The organism is Acinetobacter sp. YH12064, from assembly GCF_013419735.1.
Taxonomy (GTDB): domain Bacteria; phylum Pseudomonadota; class Gammaproteobacteria; order Pseudomonadales; family Moraxellaceae; genus Acinetobacter; species Acinetobacter amyesii.
Genome location: NZ_VOZP01000002.1, coordinates 116,048 through 132,360 on the forward strand (window position 1 = coordinate 116,048; position 16,313 = coordinate 132,360).

Here is a 16,313-nt window from a genome sequence, read left to right on the forward strand (position 1 = left end):
CTATACGCAGCTTTATGTAGAATTATGTTGCGTTCATCCCTGCTTTAAACACTTTTCGATACAATACGCCCAACTAATAATTACGCTAAATTTGAATTAATATTTAAAGCAAAAAGTATTTACTCTGACTTTCTGATAATCAAACAATTGAGCTCTACATCGATGAAAAATAAATATTTAATTGCCATGTTTACGGTGATTTTAATTTCAGGCTGTTCCAAGAAAACCGAAGAAATGGCAACTGAAGCCAGCGCAGATGCACAACCTGCTCAAGTCAGTACACAGCAAGATCAAGCAGCGGAAAGCACTTCCAATGAGCCGTCTACCACGCCTGCAACAACACAAAAACCTGAAACTATTTTAAATGAACAGGTCAACCCAGCTGAAGCCTCACGTAAAATGGTACGAGAAGCCAATGTCAGTTTTGAGTCGAAAGATGTCGTTAAAACGGCCTTAGAAATTGAAAAACTAACGCTAAGTTTAGGCGGCTTTATTGAACAGAAAAATATCGACTTTATGGTGCAAGAGAGTCAATCCTACCCGATTACTGACGGCAAAATTAAAATCTTTGAAAAAGTAAATCCGAACGTGGAAATGATCATTCGTGTGCCAAGTGAAAAAGCTGCACATTTCGTCAATCAACTTTTGCCCCTTATGCATTTTTTGAACCGTCAGCAATATTCGGCAAAACGCTATGAGCTAAAACTACTCGAAGAAAAAATGTCGCAAACAACGGTCGTGCCAGACCATGTAGCAGCAGCGCAAGTCAATGAAATCTCACGCCTGACTCGCTTAGAAGTTCAAGATCGTGTCCGCTATAGCACGATTGTGATTGGCTTTACTCAACCTGCCACTGTCCGTGAACATATCGATATTAACCTTGATGCTGTTGCGCAGTTAAATGGCGATAGTTTCTGGCAAAGAGCGTGGTACGGTATTCAACAAGGTTGGCAATTTGTGTTGAGCCTGTTGGTTATTCTTATTACGATTTGGCCACTCTATCTGATTATTTTTATCGGTTTGATTGCCTACCGCGTGATGAAACCCTATTTACAAAAATGGTTTAAATAAATCAGAGCGATAAAGGCAACATATCATTGAGTCTTTGATTAAAAATATGATAACTAAAAAAATCCCGAAGCGCTTAATTCGGGATTTTTTCATTTAAATCTTAGGGCAATATTTAAAGGCTTAGAAAAAGCCCATATAGAACTGCTCTTTTAATACTTTTAAAATCAACTCGATCGCATCATTTTTACGATCTTTTCGATAGCTCGCATACAAACCAATGGTCGGCAAAGGTTCAACGGTACTTTTAACCAATATTTTATCACCGAGCAATGGAATCACATAAGAAGGTACCAAACTCCAACCGACACCCATACCGACCAAATTGACATTTAACAAAATATTGGTCGAATGCTGTACCAAGTTCACATTCAGTTTATTTTGCTTAAAGAAATCTTGAATAATTCGGTATAGCTCAGGTGATGAATGTTCATCACTAATAATAAAATCCTGATTATTCATGTTTTTAATGCTGATATGCCGCTGTTCTGCAACAGGCGAATTTTTCGGTACAATCAGCGCCAAAGGCTCAGTAAAAATCTGAACAGATTCTATATCAGGGCTCTCTTCGACATAACGGGTAAAGGCAATATCAATCTCCCCTTTACGCACTGCACTGATCTGATCGACATCCATTAAGCTATGAAAATGGATTTTTAACTCAGGAAACTGAGCACGAATATTTGGCATGATATAAGGAAAGACCTTCATTTCAGCCACAGGAACAAAGCCGATATTCAGTTGTTCTTTACTGAGCTTCGCGATTTGACGCGCATCTATCATGGCTTTTTCAGCATGCTCTAAACTCAAACGCGCTTCTTTTAAAAAGGCCTGACCTTCTGCAGTCAGTTCAACTTTTCGGTTGGTTCGCATCAATAATTGCACCCCAACTTCCTGTTCTAGGTCTTTAATTTGCTGACTTAAAGAAGGTTGCACAGTACACATTCGCTGCGCAGCCTTGGTAAAATTTAGCTCTTCGGCAACCGCAACAAAATATCGTAGATGTCGTAATTCCATTATTCAGCTCCTAAAGCACTGCGTTTGAATTGGTTTGCCACGAATAGACGATACATCCACGTAGTGAACAGCACCATCACCGCACAAAATAAATAGGTTGCCTGAAATCCAAAGTATGCAATCAGCACACCCATAATGACCGAACCGACAGCAAGGCCAATATCAAACAAGGCAAAAAAGGTGGATATCGCATGTCCCATTCGGGCTTTTTCTACCGTTTGAATCGCGACCGTTTGCAGGCATGGGAACACTGAACCGTAGCCGATGCCCATAAAAACTGCCGATATCCAAAGCACCCATTGATTCGTGAGAAAACTCACAACCACCAAACCAATGGCAAAGCAAATAAAGGATGGATATATGACTGCACTCGGGCCTTTACGATCATAGACTTTGCCAACCCAAGGACGGACGAGCAACATCGACACAGCAAAGACAATAAAAAAGATACTGGTATAAGCGAGTAAATGCTTCAACTCTGCATAAGCGGTGATAAAACTCATCACACTCGAATATGCAAATGCGGTCAGCAATGCCACAAAACTGATGGCAAGTACCCGTGTTTCTATCACATCACGCCATTGGATGGCTGCGGATTGGCTCGCTTGATCACTTGATTTATGCTGTACGTGTTCTTGTATTTGAACTAACCACGTAAAAATATAGCCCACTGCAACCAATAAGGCTAATACTGCAAATAAGGTACTAAAACTGCTGAATTGAATCATACTCAGCGCTAAAAATGGCCCGATCACCACGCCTAAGTTGGTCGACATGACAAAGTAACCCATGCCTTCGCCCTTTCGATGATCTGGGATGTAATCATTTACGATGGGAACATTGACCGTGGTTAATATACTGAACCAAAAACCATGTAAAAAACGAATGACCAACAACGACCACATGCTGTCAATCCACAAATAACTCAGCGCAAAAACGACAAAGATAAAGCCTGAAATACGTACAGAATTGGCTTTACCAAAACGCTCAATGATCATGCCGGAAAAGGGACGAATCGCAATGGATGACACCAAAAACAGCGTTAAAGCCATACCCGCTTGCTGAATCGAACCACCCAATTCTTTCATAATATAAATGGGCAATATTGTCAGCAGCGCAAAGTAATAGCTAAATAAAAACAAGTTATTACACAGACAAAAAACGAAAGACTTGTTCCATAGCGATGCCTGATGTTGAGTAGTCATGAGGTAATTGTCTCGCTGCTACGCGTGGCTTGGGACTGCGTAAAAATCGGGTTTAGCGCCAACTGCACCAGTCGCTTGATATAGTCTTCATCTGGCTGGGTATTAAAGAAAATGATCTGATAATGAATCGGGCCGTACAACATGTCCAACATGAGTTCGAAAGGATAATCCGCGCGAATTTCGCCTCGTTGAATGGCCAATTGGATCAGCTCACGTGTCGCTTCTCGTCGAGGTAACAAATACTGTTTAAAAAACTCACCCGCTGCTTCACGATGCTCCGCCAAAACCACGAGCAATGCTCGACCCACGTGCTGATTTAAAGCCCTTGATAGTTTGAGCAATTGTTGATTTAGATTGAACTCTAAACTTTGTGATAAATCGAGTTCAAACACCGACGCGGTGTGCGCTTTAAAAGCATCGAAAACCAGATCGGACTTATGCTTCCACCAACGGTAAATCGTCGATTTTCCCACGCCTGCACGAGCCGCAATATCTTCAATGGTCATGCTTCGATAATCACTTTCCGCTAAAGCATCTGTGACCGCTTGTAAGATACATTGCTTACGCCGAGAAGTTTTTTCAGTTTCACTCATAATTTAAAAACGAAACGCTACGTATCGTTTTATATTAAACAGTATTGGACTGAATGACTATCTTTAACTGAGCTTTGAAGGATAAACTTTAGTCGCACACTCGGAATTCAAATCCCTATTGCACTATCCAAAAGAATTTCAGAATAAAAAAAGATCGCCTAAGCGATCTTTTCAAATATTCAGCCACCAAAGTGATTAGCTTTGTGTCGACTTTTTATAAATACTGCAAGAAGGATGATGATTTTCCTGTAAACGTGCCACTTTACGTTGTTCCGCAGCTTCGAAACGACAACGTTTCCAGTCATTATCTAGATTCAATGCTGGAATTTGTTTCGGCTTACCTTGATCATCAACAGCGACCATTGTGAAATAGCAACTATTGGTATGACGTACTGTACGTTTTTGAATGTTCTGCGCTTCAACACGAATACCAATTTCCATTGAAGTACGACCAACATGGTTCACACTTGCAAGGAAAGTCACTAACTCACCCACGTGAATTGGTTCTTTAAAATTTACTTTATCGACTGATAGTGTCACCACGTAGCTACCAGAATAGCGACTTGCACAAGCATACGCGACTTGGTCTAACAATTTTAGAATCGTTCCACCATGCACATTACCCGAAAAATTCGCCATGTCAGGAGTCATTAAAACTGACATCGATAATTCTGACTGGTCGTCTAGTGCATTCGCAATTTGATCTAATGGGGACATCTTGTTTCTCTAGACTCGTGATATAACAATGATTAATGTGATTATTATATAGATTTTAATCAAAATTAAATGTTCAAATCGGCAAAAAAACCATCATTATTATTTATAGTGATCATACCATCATTCAGTAAAATATATATCGATAACGATATACACCCGATAAACAAGTATTTATCGCGCTATCTATCAGTTTTTTTTAATCCAAGCTATGCTGTGTTTTATATTTAAAACATATACATTAAAACGCGTTGTTCATCGATTCAACATAGCACGGCATTAAACTTAATCTTCTAAGACTTTTAACATCTCGAAAGATACGTTGTCATAGCTGGTTTTTTGTCCACCATCATTGGTACTTTCTAGCGTGTAAGAATTATCTACATGTACATGAGTGACAATAAATACGTTATCTTCCATCATCGCAAGCTTTACTTTTTGTCCTACATCAAGCGTTTTCATCTACAGCCACCTTTAAAAAATTTATTGGTTTTAAGTATTAATAACCTGATGATATTCTAAACACTTCAACAGTATTGGTAAACGTAAGCACATGAATAAAAACGCTAATATAGATATATACTCTTAAAAGCTACGTAAAACAAATTAATATAAATTTCTTAATTATTTTCAAACAATTAACTGTATATTTTCTTAGTATTACGATTTTTATATTTGACAAATCTTTTGATTAAGACCTAAAACCAATCAGCATCCAATATATTAATGATTACTAGATACTATTAAGCATGGGAAAAGCTGAGAGCAAAAATTAAAATGCTTTGCTGAAAAAAATTGCACCCTATTACGTGAACAGGATGCATGTTAATTTGCGAATCGTACCAGCCTAGTCTTTGGCTGCTAAATAAGGAATATGATGTCCCTTACTATACTGATGTTCAGCATAAACGCGAGAAATCTCTCCAAGTTTTTCTAAAGTTGCCTCTTCACCTGCAAGCATCGTCGCTTCACGACCTTTTACATCAAATATATGTGCTTTTTCACGTAAATCAGGTTGAATCACAATGTCTGCTCGCTTGAGCTCTTCTTGAGCTAAACGATTTTGCATAATGTTGATATTTTGGTTAAACAAGCCCCATACATTCGACGTTTCGGTATGAATCGGTCGTGCCAAAATATCCACCGCAATAATAATATCTGCCCCTAAATCGCGTGCAACGTCCACAGGAACAGGACTGACCAAGCCACCATCAACATATTCTTTGTCTTCAATAATCGTTGGAATAAACATACTCGGAATTGACACCGAAGCACGAACAGCCTGCCCCGTATTACCATAATTGAACACGACTTTTTTGCCATCCTTTAACTCGGTTGCCACCACATACATTGGGGTTTTTAGCAACTCTAAAGGCACGTCATCAACTTGCTCATTAATATAATCTTCAACTTTTTTACCGTCAAAAAACCCTTTTTTGTCCAAACGTATTTCTCGAACATCATTGGCTTTCATATTTAAGGCGATATCTCTTAACTCATTGGCACTTTTACCTGAAGCATAGATTGAACCCACAATGCTACCCGCACTGGTTCCAACAATAAAATCTGGGTGTATTCCCTGCTGTTCAAGTATCTGAATGGCGCCTATGTGAGCATAACCACGTGCCCCACCACTCCCTAAAACCAAAGCAACAATCGGACGCTTTTCCTGCTTTTTCACTTTTTTAAAGTCAATGCGGTTATTCGCCACTTGAGCAGGTGCTGCTGTATAAGTTCGAATTTGTGTGGATATTTCAGCGCTGACCTTTTTTGAGCCCACACTTTGACAACCTACAAGGCTGATTGCGAATGCAGTCATCAAAACAGTTATGCTTTTCATTGAGAGATATTCCAAATGCAACTCGAGATTTGAAGAGAAAAAGTAGTCTAATCAGTCCACATTCACGTCACTGTTATTATTCGTTAATGCCTCTGACCGATGCACATTATATTGACATACAACCTAGAAAGTCATTGGCTGTCAAAATTTCAGTGTCTAGCAGAATTTCCACATCAAGATCCAAAACATTGTCTAGCAAAAAAAGCCCCGATAACGGAGCTTTTTAAAGTTAATTTTTGACTTTACCAAATATCGGAATTAACGCGATCCTTATATTTTGGATGTTCATCCATCTTAAATACTGGCTCTTTTACACCCCGTTTTAACTGTGAGGTGTAGTCTTTCATCAGCATCAATAAGAATGGAGTCAGCAATAAAATCGCAAAGAGGTTAATACTCGCCATCACGCCCATGAAGAGATCCGCTAAGTTCCAAATCAGTGGCACACTCATGATTGAGCCAAAGTACACCATCATGAGGACGACTACGCGGAATATAAACATGACCTTAGGATTGTTATTGATAAACTGCACATTACCTTCAGCATAAGCATAGTTACCGATTACTGAAGAATAAGCGAATAAGAACAAGATTATGGCAAGGAAGTCATCTCCCCATGCGCCAATCTGGCTTTCAAGCGCCATTTGCGTCAAAGCAACACCCTCAAAGCCTGCATTTTCATACAAGCCAGATGCCAAAATAATGATCGCCGTACAGGTACACACCACAAATGTATCGACAAAGACACCGAGCATCTGAACCAGGCCTTGATTGACCGGGTGTTTAACATCTGATGCTGCCGCAGCATTCGGAGCAGAACCCATACCCGCTTCGTTTGAGAATAATCCACGCTTAATGCCTTGCATCATCGCCATAGAAACCATAGCACCGAAGAAACCACCAGCCGCAGCATCAAACTCAAATGCTTTGCTGAATATTAACTGGAAGATATCAGGCAAGATTGCAAAGTTAGCAAAAGCGATATAGAGCGCGACTGCCAAATAAAGTAATGCCATAAATGGAACAAAACGTTCTGCCACTTTTGCAATACGCTTAATACCACCAAAAATAATCAGCGCTGTTATAAAGACAAGGAATAACCCTACCCATGAAATTTCAAAACTAAAACTGCCCAAACTCAATACTAGATTGGCTTTATCCCAACCCCAAGCATGTGAAGTTGCACCCGTAATGGCATTGGCTTGTACTGCATTAAACACAAAGCCATAGGTTGAAATCAGCGCAATCGCAAATACTACACCCAACCACTTTTGCTTCAAGCCTTGCGTGATGTAATACGCTGGACCACCACGGAATTGCTGATTTTGCGTATCACGCACTTTAAAGAGCTGTGCAAGTGAAGACTCCACAAATGCAGAACTCATGCCTAAAAATGCGGTAAACCACATCCAGAACACTGCACCCGGCCCACCAATTGCAATCGCAATTGCAACACCTGCGACATTACCCACACCGACACGACTTGCCAGTCCAGTCACAAAGGCTTGGAATGGTGTAATCCCATGCTCATCATCGCCTTCTTTACGGCTAGATTTCATCACTTTAATACTATGAAAAAATAGACGAATCTGAACTGCACCAGTGATTAAGGTATAAAAAATACCAACCGCCACTAAAAATACGACTAAGAAATCCCAAAGCGGATCATTAAAAACTTTGACCCAGCTCATCAGGGTTTCGTTTAATTGTTCATTCATATTCAACCCTAGTTTTAAATGGTCAAAAGTATAAAAGGCTCTTTTTTGAAGAGCCTTTCTAAATTAAGCAAAGAATTTAAGAATTAATTGAATAACTGTTGCGTTAATCAAATCAACAAAAAATGCGCCACATAAAGGAACGATTAAGAAAGCCTTATGAGATGGACCATACATATTGGTAATGGCTTGCATATTTGCGACTGCGGTAGGTGTTGCCCCCATACCAAAACCACAATGACCCGCCGCTAAAACCGCAGCATCATAATTTTTGCCCATTACACGGAAAGTGATAAACGCAGCATATAGTGCCATTGTTAATGTTTGGGCTCCCAAAATCACAACTAATGGTCCTGCAAGATCTGATAGCTGCCATAGTTTCAACGATAATAGTGCCATTGCTAAGTACAGTGATAATGAAGCATTACCAAATACATCAATTGCACGATCAAATATTTGTACACGGAAAATACCTTCTAATACATTACGTAAAATGACACCACCAGCTAAAGCCCATACAAATGTCGGTAATTCAAACATCGTACCTTTACTGAAAGCCGTCATAAAATCAGCAAATGCTAAACAGCCTGCAAATAAGCCTAAAGTCGTAATTGCATTATCTGCGGTAATTAAACGAACACGATGTGGATATTCAAAAGGTACATATTCTGTTGAATTAATATCAGCTAGTGGTGTGTTATCACTACGCTCAATTTGCTCATTCGTGCGCGGAGTTGCTAGGCGATAACGATTAATTAGCAACTTAGCTAATGGTCCACCAATAATACCACCAATGATTAAACCAAAAGTTGCACTTGCCATACCTAAAGCTAATGCACCTTGTATACCGTGTTCAACTTCAAGAATTTCACCCCATGCACCAGCTGTACCATGACCACCTGTCAACGTAATTGAACCTGCAATCAAACCAATCAGTGGATCAATACCCAATAAAGTGGCAAGACTGATACCAACGACATCCTGCACAACAATGAAAGAAGCAACGGCTACCAGAAAAATAACAAGACCAATTCCGCCTTCTTTCAATTTGGCAAAGTTTGCGCTTAAACCAATGGATGAGAAGAAAATCAGCATAAAACTGGTTTGTAATTCACTACTCGTAGTAATGCTATAACCCCAAATGCTATGTACAACCAATGAAATTATTGCAGCAACCAAACCACCAGCTACGGGCTCAGGAATATTGTAACGCCTCAAAAAACTGATTTTATTTACCAGAAAACGTCCTAATAAAAGAACGATCACCGCCGCAATTAAGGTATAAAATGCGTTAAAGCTAAATTCCATAATAATTTGTCCAAAATGGTTAGAATATTTATTAGTCCAATTAATAGAAATTAGTAGCGTTTATTAATTAAAATACAATTCCAATTTGTAAATTCAACCAATAAATCAGGCTACCAGCTATTCATTGCCAATCATAAATATTCATCATCTGATTCAAATATGTATGCCTGAGTTAAAAAAAGTGAAAACTCAATTCGACAAAACAAATCCATAAAAGCAGTTCATGCTTACTAAACCAACACTTACTACAATATTCACATCATAGATGAAATACATAAAATCAAATGCTGATTAGAAAAGTCGCACATTATGCGTGGAGAACAGAGAAATTTCATTAATTTTAATTACAAAAAGTTTTATTTGCTATAATTTAAAGTTATATCTGTTTGTTTTTACTAAAATGTATTCGCATTTTTTATCTATATAAAATATTAAAGATTTGAACATGATGCCCATGTAAGACGTGGTTAAACGACTGCTTTAACCAGTACGACATCAAGACTCAGGCGATTTAGTGATTCCATCTGCTTAGTGCTATGGGTTAATTTGCGTTGAAAAATCTCCTGTTTCAACAAAAAAAGCCTGAACTGAGTCAGGCTTTTTTGATCGATTCTTTTCGATGATTTAGCTTAGAAGCTATATTTAGCCATTAAGCCCACGCGGTCATCGTTATAAGATTCACCCGCAAAGTTTTTGCGTTTACCGTTCACATATTCCAAGCCAAGTTCAACTGGTTTTACAGGTGCGTAAATAAAGTTAATCCAAGCTTGCTGTGCTTCTTCGTTTGCATTTGAGTTAGATGCATCTTTCGCATACGCGCTGCCATCATCCGCAAATAGCGCACCGTAAGCTAAAGTCGAACGTAGTTTTTCATTAAACTTATAAGTTGCACCCACTTGTACAGCAGTGAATTTGTTTTGCTCGATGTTGCCATCTACCACAGAGTAAGCCGAGTTAGAACCATATAAATAGTTGCTGTTGCCTTCTGTATACGAAACATCACCATTCAATTTCAATTGATCAGTCACTGCATAAGATGCACCCGCTGCTACACCCCAAGCTGTTTCTGTATCATCCGCAGTTTTAGATTTGTAGTTTTCAACCAATGCACGAGCTGAAGCGGTACCTTTCCCTGCAGCAAAACCTTGAGTCACTTTGGCAGTTAAGTTTGGAAGGCGATACGTCGGATCTGCAGCAACAGTCCCTTTACTATCCCCTTCTTCCGCAGAAACAAATAATTGAGTATCTGGAGCTAACTTGTAGTTATAACGAACTTGAGGAATACGTGTAGTACCACCACCCAAGTTTGTATTGAAATCAATCATTTCTGGTGCATGGTTAGACAAGAAGTTAGATGTCGTTTGACCAAATAACCAGTTGTTAAAGGTTAAGTAACCATGGCGTAGACGAATAGTTTCGCCACTTCCATTGAAATCGACCTCGATTTTACCGCCCACTTTATCATCACCACCGACAGGTGCCGTAAAATCTAAACCAAAACGTGTGGTTTTTGCAGTTGCGCGAAGTTTATCTCGTGCTTCTTCTTTAGACGTATGTACGTTATTAAAGTCGTTATCCGCACCTTCAATAATATAGTTCGCATCACCACGAACAAAACCGTAAAGACTTACATCTGCACCTGTTTTAGATTTTAAGCTTGCAGCTGGAGTAGCTGGTTGCGGTGGTGGTGCAACAGGACGCGCTTTAACTTGCTGAATCTCTGTTTGTTGCTGTTGTTGAACTTGCTGCTGCGCTTTAATCAAACTTTTCAGTTCTGCAACTTCTGCACGTAATTGTTCAATTTCAGAAGTATTGCTGCCTGCATGAGCCATTGAGACCGTTGCCAAACTCATGGCAACAACAAGGGTTTTCATTGGGTGGAATACAGTTTGAGTTTTCATCCTAAGCTCTCTATTGTCCTGTCATTGTTGTATACCCTAAATCCGGGTGCTTTGTTATTCAGCTATTTGAGCGGACAAATTTCATGCTGCATATCCGTGCTTTAGTCGCATTAAAACCTTAACTTGTAGCCCCCAATAACGAAATACTTGAAAGCAAAAAGCAAGAAACCTGAATCCATTACTGAAAATAGACTGAAATATTTAGTTAAAATTCAGACTTACCCGATTCAGATGGCAAAAAATCTCAATACCCATACCTTAAAGGTAAAAATCCATACCCTGTAGGTATGCAATAAAAACTATAAAATCCGACATATTGCCAATAGAGGCATTTGATATATAGTGATTCAACATAAAGTACTGTGTTTAATGCAAATAATACTTATTTATCAGTTGCTCTATTTTATTAGAGTGGGATAACAGCGATCCACCGTTTCACTTTTTATTTTCAAGTGGATGATTGTTTAGATATAAGTTTCGAGAAAATAGAAACTGACCTCACAATGGGAAAATAGCAAAATCATTCATCGTTATGATGATGAACATTTATAATGAGTGACGTGGATATTTGATCAATAATACTAGTACGTTGATGACTGACGTTTAAGTAAGACCTGCTAAACGTCATCACCTGCATTCAGCTCAACCCATGGCTGAAGCTTTTAAACTGCGCATAGTAATCATAGCAACAACCACAAATAGCAGCATAATCAGGGCCATATTGATCAGCGCTGACCATACTAAAAAGTTCAAAAACACTCCAGCCAATAGACCACAGGCAAATTGCATACTTCCCATGATTGCACTGGCTGTGCCAGCTCGTGAGCCTTGTTCAGACATCGCCAAAGCCATCGCATTTGGCCCAGTGAAGCCAATTGATGCAACACATAAGAACATGCCCAACATTACAACAACGATAGATGAAAGATAAAATAGCCCCGCCGCCAATAAGATCAGCACACCACACAATTGAAGTGCATTACCCAATTGCAAACGATGGCGAACATCCAGTCGATTTGCAAGTTTCTTGTTGAGGGTCGAAAACACCATAATCCCTAAAGCATTCGCACCAAATACATAAGCAAATTGCTGTTGGCTCAGACCATAACCATCCATTAAAATGGCAGATGAGCCACTGATATAACAAAATAAAATTGCGCCAGAAAAACAGCCTGTGAGCATCGGTTTACGGAAGGTTTCGTCTTGCAAAATCGCACCATATAAACCTAAGACTTGTTTTAAACTTAAGTTTAAGCGCCGCTCAACAGGGAGGGTTTCTTGAAAGAAAAAATGTACGCAGAAAAGACAAAAAATACCGACAAGTACCAATACCGCAAATATGTATTGCCATTCAAACACCTGTAACACCCACGCGCCTAAAGTAGGTGCAATGATTGGTGCAATTGTTGTCACGATCATCATACTCGCAAAGGCTTGAGCAGAAGCTTGCATACTTAAGCGATCACGAATTGCAGCACGGGCAATCACCACACCGACACAGCCACCCAAGGCTTGCAGAACACGAGCCGCGATCAAGCTCCATTCACTATTGGCAAAGACACACAGAAAACTGGCACAAATATATAAAACCAAACCGAAATATAGCGGTGTTTTACGCCCAATACGGTCGCTGACTGGCCCATAAATTAACTGCCCAATCGCCAAACCCAAGAAATACGCAGGAAGACTATTGGCCACTTGTTGCGTTGTGACACCAAAATCATCGGCCATTTGAGGTAAAGCAGGCAAATACATATCGATTGAAAGTGGCCCCAAAGCAGTCAGCAACGCCAATAAGACGATCCAGCGTTGAGAAAATTCCTTTTGTGATTCGACGCTTTTCATAAGAATAATTCATTTATTGCAAGCAAGTTTTGCAGACAAGTTTACACTGCACATAGTATTATTTCTTGGCTTCAATGTGAAAATTCACACGATACACATTGCTTACTGCCCCATCGCTTTAGCAAAGGAAAAATTTTGAACGCCTGGCTCGCACGACTGAAACAAGCAACCTATAACACGACCTTTATGTATAACTTGCGCATGGTCATTGCCTTCGCAGGTACAGCCTTTGTCCCATATTTTTTAGATCAGCAATTAATGACCATTCCCCTCACTTTGGGTGTGGTGGCCGCAGGTCTAAGTGATATCGATGACCGCTTTTCAGTCCGTGTGCTCAATCAAATTTATACCTATATCGGGTTCTTTGTTACTGCGGTATCCATTTATCTGTTGTTCCCGCATCCGATTTTATTTGCTTTGGGGCTGATTGTGTCTTGTATCGGTTGGATTCTTTTGGGTTCATTGGGTCGTCGCTATGCCACCATTTCTTATGGCTGTCTGGTGATCTCCGTGTATTCCATGCTAGGGGTCGAACTTTTTGAAAATTGGTATACACAAGCAGGTTTATTGGTCATCGGTGCGATGTGGTATGGACTGCTTTCGACTTTGAGCTTTCTACTGTTTCCTGTACGTCAAGTTCAGGACAAATTGGCGCAAAGCTATTCATCTCTAGGTGACTTCTTATTTGCAAAATCTAACTTGTTTGATGTCGATATGACACCAGAAAGTTACCAGCAAAGTTTGATTGAGCTATCGCTCGAAAATGGCAAATTAATTGGCATTTTCAACGATATGAAAACGGCCTTATTAACGCGTTTAAAAGGTGACCGTGGACAAAAAGATACGCGTCGTAGCCTGCAATATTATTTTGTCGCGCAAGACATTCATGAACGTGCCGATTCCGCGCATATTGATTATCAAAAATTGACCCGTATTTTTGAACATAGTGATATTTTATTTCGCTTTCAACGCGTGCTTTCGATTCAAGGTAAAGCTTGTAAAGATTTGAGTATCAGTATCTTACAGCGAAAACCCTATCATCATAATCAACGTTTTAAACATGCATTTCATAATCTAAAACTGTCACTCGAAAAGCTGCGCGAAGAGCAAAAATACGATGAAGTCTGGATCAACTCTTTATTTGCTTTATACCAAAATCTAAAAGGCATCGATGCGCAATTACGTAACGTCGAAACTGAGCGTTATATTGACCGACAAGCCCTGATTGAAAATCGTTTAAAAGATGATGATTTAAAAGGTTGGGATGACATCGTCATTCGATTTAAACAACATTTGAGTCCTGAATCGGTGCTGTTCCGTCATGCTGTGCGTTTATCGACCGTGTTATTTATTGGTTATATCTTTGTCCAAGTGACCAATATCAGTTATGGCTATTGGATTTTATTGACCGCCCTGTTTGTCAGCCAGCCGAACTTTAACGCCACCAAGCGCCGTCTCTATTTACGTATCATTGGCACCTTGGTCGGGATTATTTTAGGTTATGCAATTTTATATTTTGTCCCTTCTGTCGAAGGTCAGTTATTACTGCTCATTTTAAGTGGCGTACTGTTTTTTGAATTACGCAGTAAGCAATATGCACAAGCTACTGCATTTATTACCATTTTGGCGCTGATCAACTTTAACTTAGATGGGATGGGTTTTGCCGCAGCTATGCCGCGTATGATTGATACACTGATTGGTTGTGCCTTGGCATGGTTTGGTGTAAGTTTCATTTTCCCAGACTGGAAGTTCCGTCGCCTACCTCGGACCATCAGTCGCTCTATTCAAGCGCAGTGTGATTATTTGGCCGAAGTGGTTGAACAATACAAATCTGGTCGTAATAACGGCTTGAATTATCGTGTGGTCCGTCGTGCAGCACATAATACCGATGCAGAAGTAGCATCACTGATTTCCACATTAGCCACCGAACCCGATACCGATCCGACTCAAAAAGCTTTAGCCTTTGAGTTTTTGTGTCTCAATCACACCTTTATTAGTTATATCGCGGCCTTAGGTGCGCATCGTGAAAAAATTCAAGACCAACAGGTCTTAACCTTATTGGATAAAGCCACAGATGACATTCAAGGTGCATTGCTGCGTGACGAAGTTCCAGACTTATCTGCGCAAAATATGTTGCAAGAAATCCGTCAGCGTTTGTCGCAAAACAGTGAGGAAGATCAAAAATCCTTGATCGTGCTACAACAGCTTTCGTTGATGTTTAACGTGTTGAACCAATTTAGCCAATTGAAACAAAATCTAAGTCATGAGCATGATCAAGCATCGACGGAACTGGCTTCACTATAATTTGGATGATTTTGGAACAATATACTCACTGAATTGGTATAAATAATGCTAAACTTTTTACAGTTTTAAATCTGTTACTTTCACTATGACCGCAAAAAATTTATACGCCTACACGCTAGAGCCAGTGGCTTATGAAATTTCTGAAGAAGAACAACGTTATGCTCAACTTGTTCTGTCTCGCAGTAACTTCAAAATTGGCAAAAAAGCATGGCTAATTATGGGTGCAATTCTTGCACTGGCACTCTTGGGCCTCATCTTTATTAAGAACTATTCAACAGTATTTTGCTGGGTAGCTATTGTCTGTGTCGTGATTTACTTCCTTGTGCGTAAATTCGGTATCGAATGGTATGCGAAACGCAAACTGAACGAAGTCCCTGTTCAAGAAATTAAAGGCATCCGTATGGGTGTTCAGCCGCATGGGATCTCTATGCAGCAACGTATGGGCGCAAACATGGGGACGATGACTGTCGGTTGGAAAGACATTCATGAATGGTATGACACCAAAGACTTCATCCTTTTGAACTTTAAAGTAAAGGGTCAAGACGGCGCATACATCTTGCCTAAACGTATGGATAGCAAGAAGTTTCCATTTTCGACCATTCGTAAACATTTAAATGAAACTGTAGGCCCTGCTAAACCAATTTAAGCCTAACAGACATTTGTGTATAAAAAGCCTCCTCTCTTTGGAGGTTTTTTTATCTGTTTAATTTTCGAACGATCATTGATAATTACAATAATGAGAATGAATATTACTTACTTTTTCCACATTCTCTACTACATCATCGTTTATAATTCGTCGCAAT

The 16,313-nt window shown here is 39.6% G+C and carries 13 protein-coding genes; 3 read left to right on the forward strand and 10 right to left on the reverse strand.

All coding sequences use genetic code 11. The features are described from left to right. Window positions 1-162 precede the first annotated feature (162 nt). Window positions 163-1,071: a DUF4349 domain-containing protein gene (locus FTU13_RS02220; RefSeq protein WP_180126250.1), complete on the forward strand. Its 909-nt coding sequence runs from the start codon at window positions 163-165 to the stop codon at window positions 1,069-1,071. Window positions 1,072-1,191: 120 nt separating this feature from the next. On the opposite strand, the gene FTU13_RS02225 is transcribed toward FTU13_RS02220, so the two are convergent. The 10 genes from FTU13_RS02225 to FTU13_RS02270 form a co-directional block, all read right to left on the reverse strand. Next, a complete protein-coding gene (locus FTU13_RS02225; RefSeq protein WP_078192238.1) occupies window positions 1,192-2,085 on the reverse strand; it encodes a LysR substrate-binding domain-containing protein in 894 nt (297 codons plus the stop codon). After that, window positions 2,085-3,290 (reverse strand): MFS transporter, encoded by a 1,206-nt coding sequence (locus FTU13_RS02230; protein WP_078192239.1) that lies wholly within the window; start codon window positions 3,288-3,290, stop codon window positions 2,085-2,087. Before FTU13_RS02230 ends, FTU13_RS02225 begins: the two co-directional genes overlap by 1 nt. After that, complete coding sequence (locus FTU13_RS02235) at window positions 3,287-3,883, reverse strand: TetR/AcrR family transcriptional regulator (RefSeq protein ID WP_180126248.1); 597 nt, start codon at window positions 3,881-3,883, stop codon at window positions 3,287-3,289. Before FTU13_RS02235 ends, FTU13_RS02230 begins: the two co-directional genes overlap by 4 nt. 195 nt (window positions 3,884-4,078) lie before the next feature. Beyond that, window positions 4,079-4,600, reverse strand: a complete 522-nt coding sequence (locus FTU13_RS02240) for an acyl-CoA thioesterase (RefSeq protein ID WP_078192241.1) — start codon at window positions 4,598-4,600, stop codon at window positions 4,079-4,081. Window positions 4,601-4,882: 282 nt separating this feature from the next. Beyond that, window positions 4,883-5,059, reverse strand: a complete 177-nt coding sequence (locus tag FTU13_RS02245; RefSeq protein ID WP_171263721.1) for a hypothetical protein — start codon at window positions 5,057-5,059, stop codon at window positions 4,883-4,885. A gap of 385 nt (window positions 5,060-5,444) precedes the next feature. Beyond that, window positions 5,445-6,437 (reverse strand): patatin-like phospholipase family protein, encoded by a 993-nt coding sequence (locus tag FTU13_RS02250; RefSeq protein WP_180120554.1) that lies wholly within the window; start codon window positions 6,435-6,437, stop codon window positions 5,445-5,447. A 242-nt stretch (window positions 6,438-6,679) separates the two neighbouring features. Further along, entirely contained in the window at window positions 6,680-8,155 is a 1,476-nt protein-coding gene (locus FTU13_RS02255) for a sodium:alanine symporter family protein (RefSeq protein ID WP_180126246.1), read from the reverse strand. Between the two features lie 63 nt (window positions 8,156-8,218). Next, entirely contained in the window at window positions 8,219-9,460 is a 1,242-nt protein-coding gene (gene gltS, locus FTU13_RS02260) for a sodium/glutamate symporter (protein WP_180126245.1), read from the reverse strand. 629 nt (window positions 9,461-10,089) lie between these two features. Further along, on the reverse strand, window positions 10,090-11,361 hold the full coding sequence (locus FTU13_RS02265) for a DcaP family trimeric outer membrane transporter (protein WP_180126243.1): 1,272 nt from the start codon (window positions 11,359-11,361) through the stop codon (window positions 10,090-10,092). 642 nt (window positions 11,362-12,003) lie between these two features. Further along, window positions 12,004-13,206, reverse strand: a complete 1,203-nt coding sequence (locus FTU13_RS02270) for a multidrug effflux MFS transporter (protein ID WP_180126241.1) — start codon at window positions 13,204-13,206, stop codon at window positions 12,004-12,006. 135 nt (window positions 13,207-13,341) lie between these two features. Here FTU13_RS02270 and yccS point away from each other — a divergent pair, with 135 nt between their 5' ends. Next, a complete protein-coding gene (yccS, locus tag FTU13_RS02275) occupies window positions 13,342-15,510 on the forward strand; it encodes a YccS family putative transporter (protein ID WP_180023177.1) in 2,169 nt (722 codons plus the stop codon). Window positions 15,511-15,595: 85 nt separating this feature from the next. Next, on the forward strand, window positions 15,596-16,156 hold the full coding sequence (locus tag FTU13_RS02280) for a YcxB family protein (protein ID WP_180004995.1): 561 nt from the start codon (window positions 15,596-15,598) through the stop codon (window positions 16,154-16,156). The last annotated feature ends 157 nt before the right edge of the window (window positions 16,157-16,313 follow it).

Coding starts and splice junctions, on each gene's coding strand:
- FTU13_RS02220 (WP_180126250.1), top strand. CDS start 163: ATGAAAAATAAATATTTAATTGCCATGTTTACGGTGATTTTAATTTCA.
- FTU13_RS02225 (WP_078192238.1), bottom strand. CDS start 2,085: ATGGAATTACGACATCTACGATATTTTGTTGCGGTTGCCGAAGAGCTA.
- FTU13_RS02230 (WP_078192239.1), bottom strand. CDS start 3,290: ATGACTACTCAACATCAGGCATCGCTATGGAACAAGTCTTTCGTTTTT.
- FTU13_RS02235 (WP_180126248.1), bottom strand. CDS start 3,883: ATGAGTGAAACTGAAAAAACTTCTCGGCGTAAGCAATGTATCTTACAA.
- FTU13_RS02240 (WP_078192241.1), bottom strand. CDS start 4,600: ATGTCCCCATTAGATCAAATTGCGAATGCACTAGACGACCAGTCAGAA.
- FTU13_RS02245 (WP_171263721.1), bottom strand. CDS start 5,059: ATGAAAACGCTTGATGTAGGACAAAAAGTAAAGCTTGCGATGATGGAA.
- FTU13_RS02250 (WP_180120554.1), bottom strand. CDS start 6,437: ATGAAAAGCATAACTGTTTTGATGACTGCATTCGCAATCAGCCTTGTA.
- FTU13_RS02255 (WP_180126246.1), bottom strand. CDS start 8,155: ATGAATGAACAATTAAACGAAACCCTGATGAGCTGGGTCAAAGTTTTT.
- gltS (WP_180126245.1), bottom strand. CDS start 9,460: ATGGAATTTAGCTTTAACGCATTTTATACCTTAATTGCGGCGGTGATC.
- FTU13_RS02265 (WP_180126243.1), bottom strand. CDS start 11,361: ATGAAAACTCAAACTGTATTCCACCCAATGAAAACCCTTGTTGTTGCC.
- FTU13_RS02270 (WP_180126241.1), bottom strand. CDS start 13,206: ATGAAAAGCGTCGAATCACAAAAGGAATTTTCTCAACGCTGGATCGTC.
- FTU13_RS02280 (WP_180004995.1), top strand. CDS start 15,596: ATGACCGCAAAAAATTTATACGCCTACACGCTAGAGCCAGTGGCTTAT.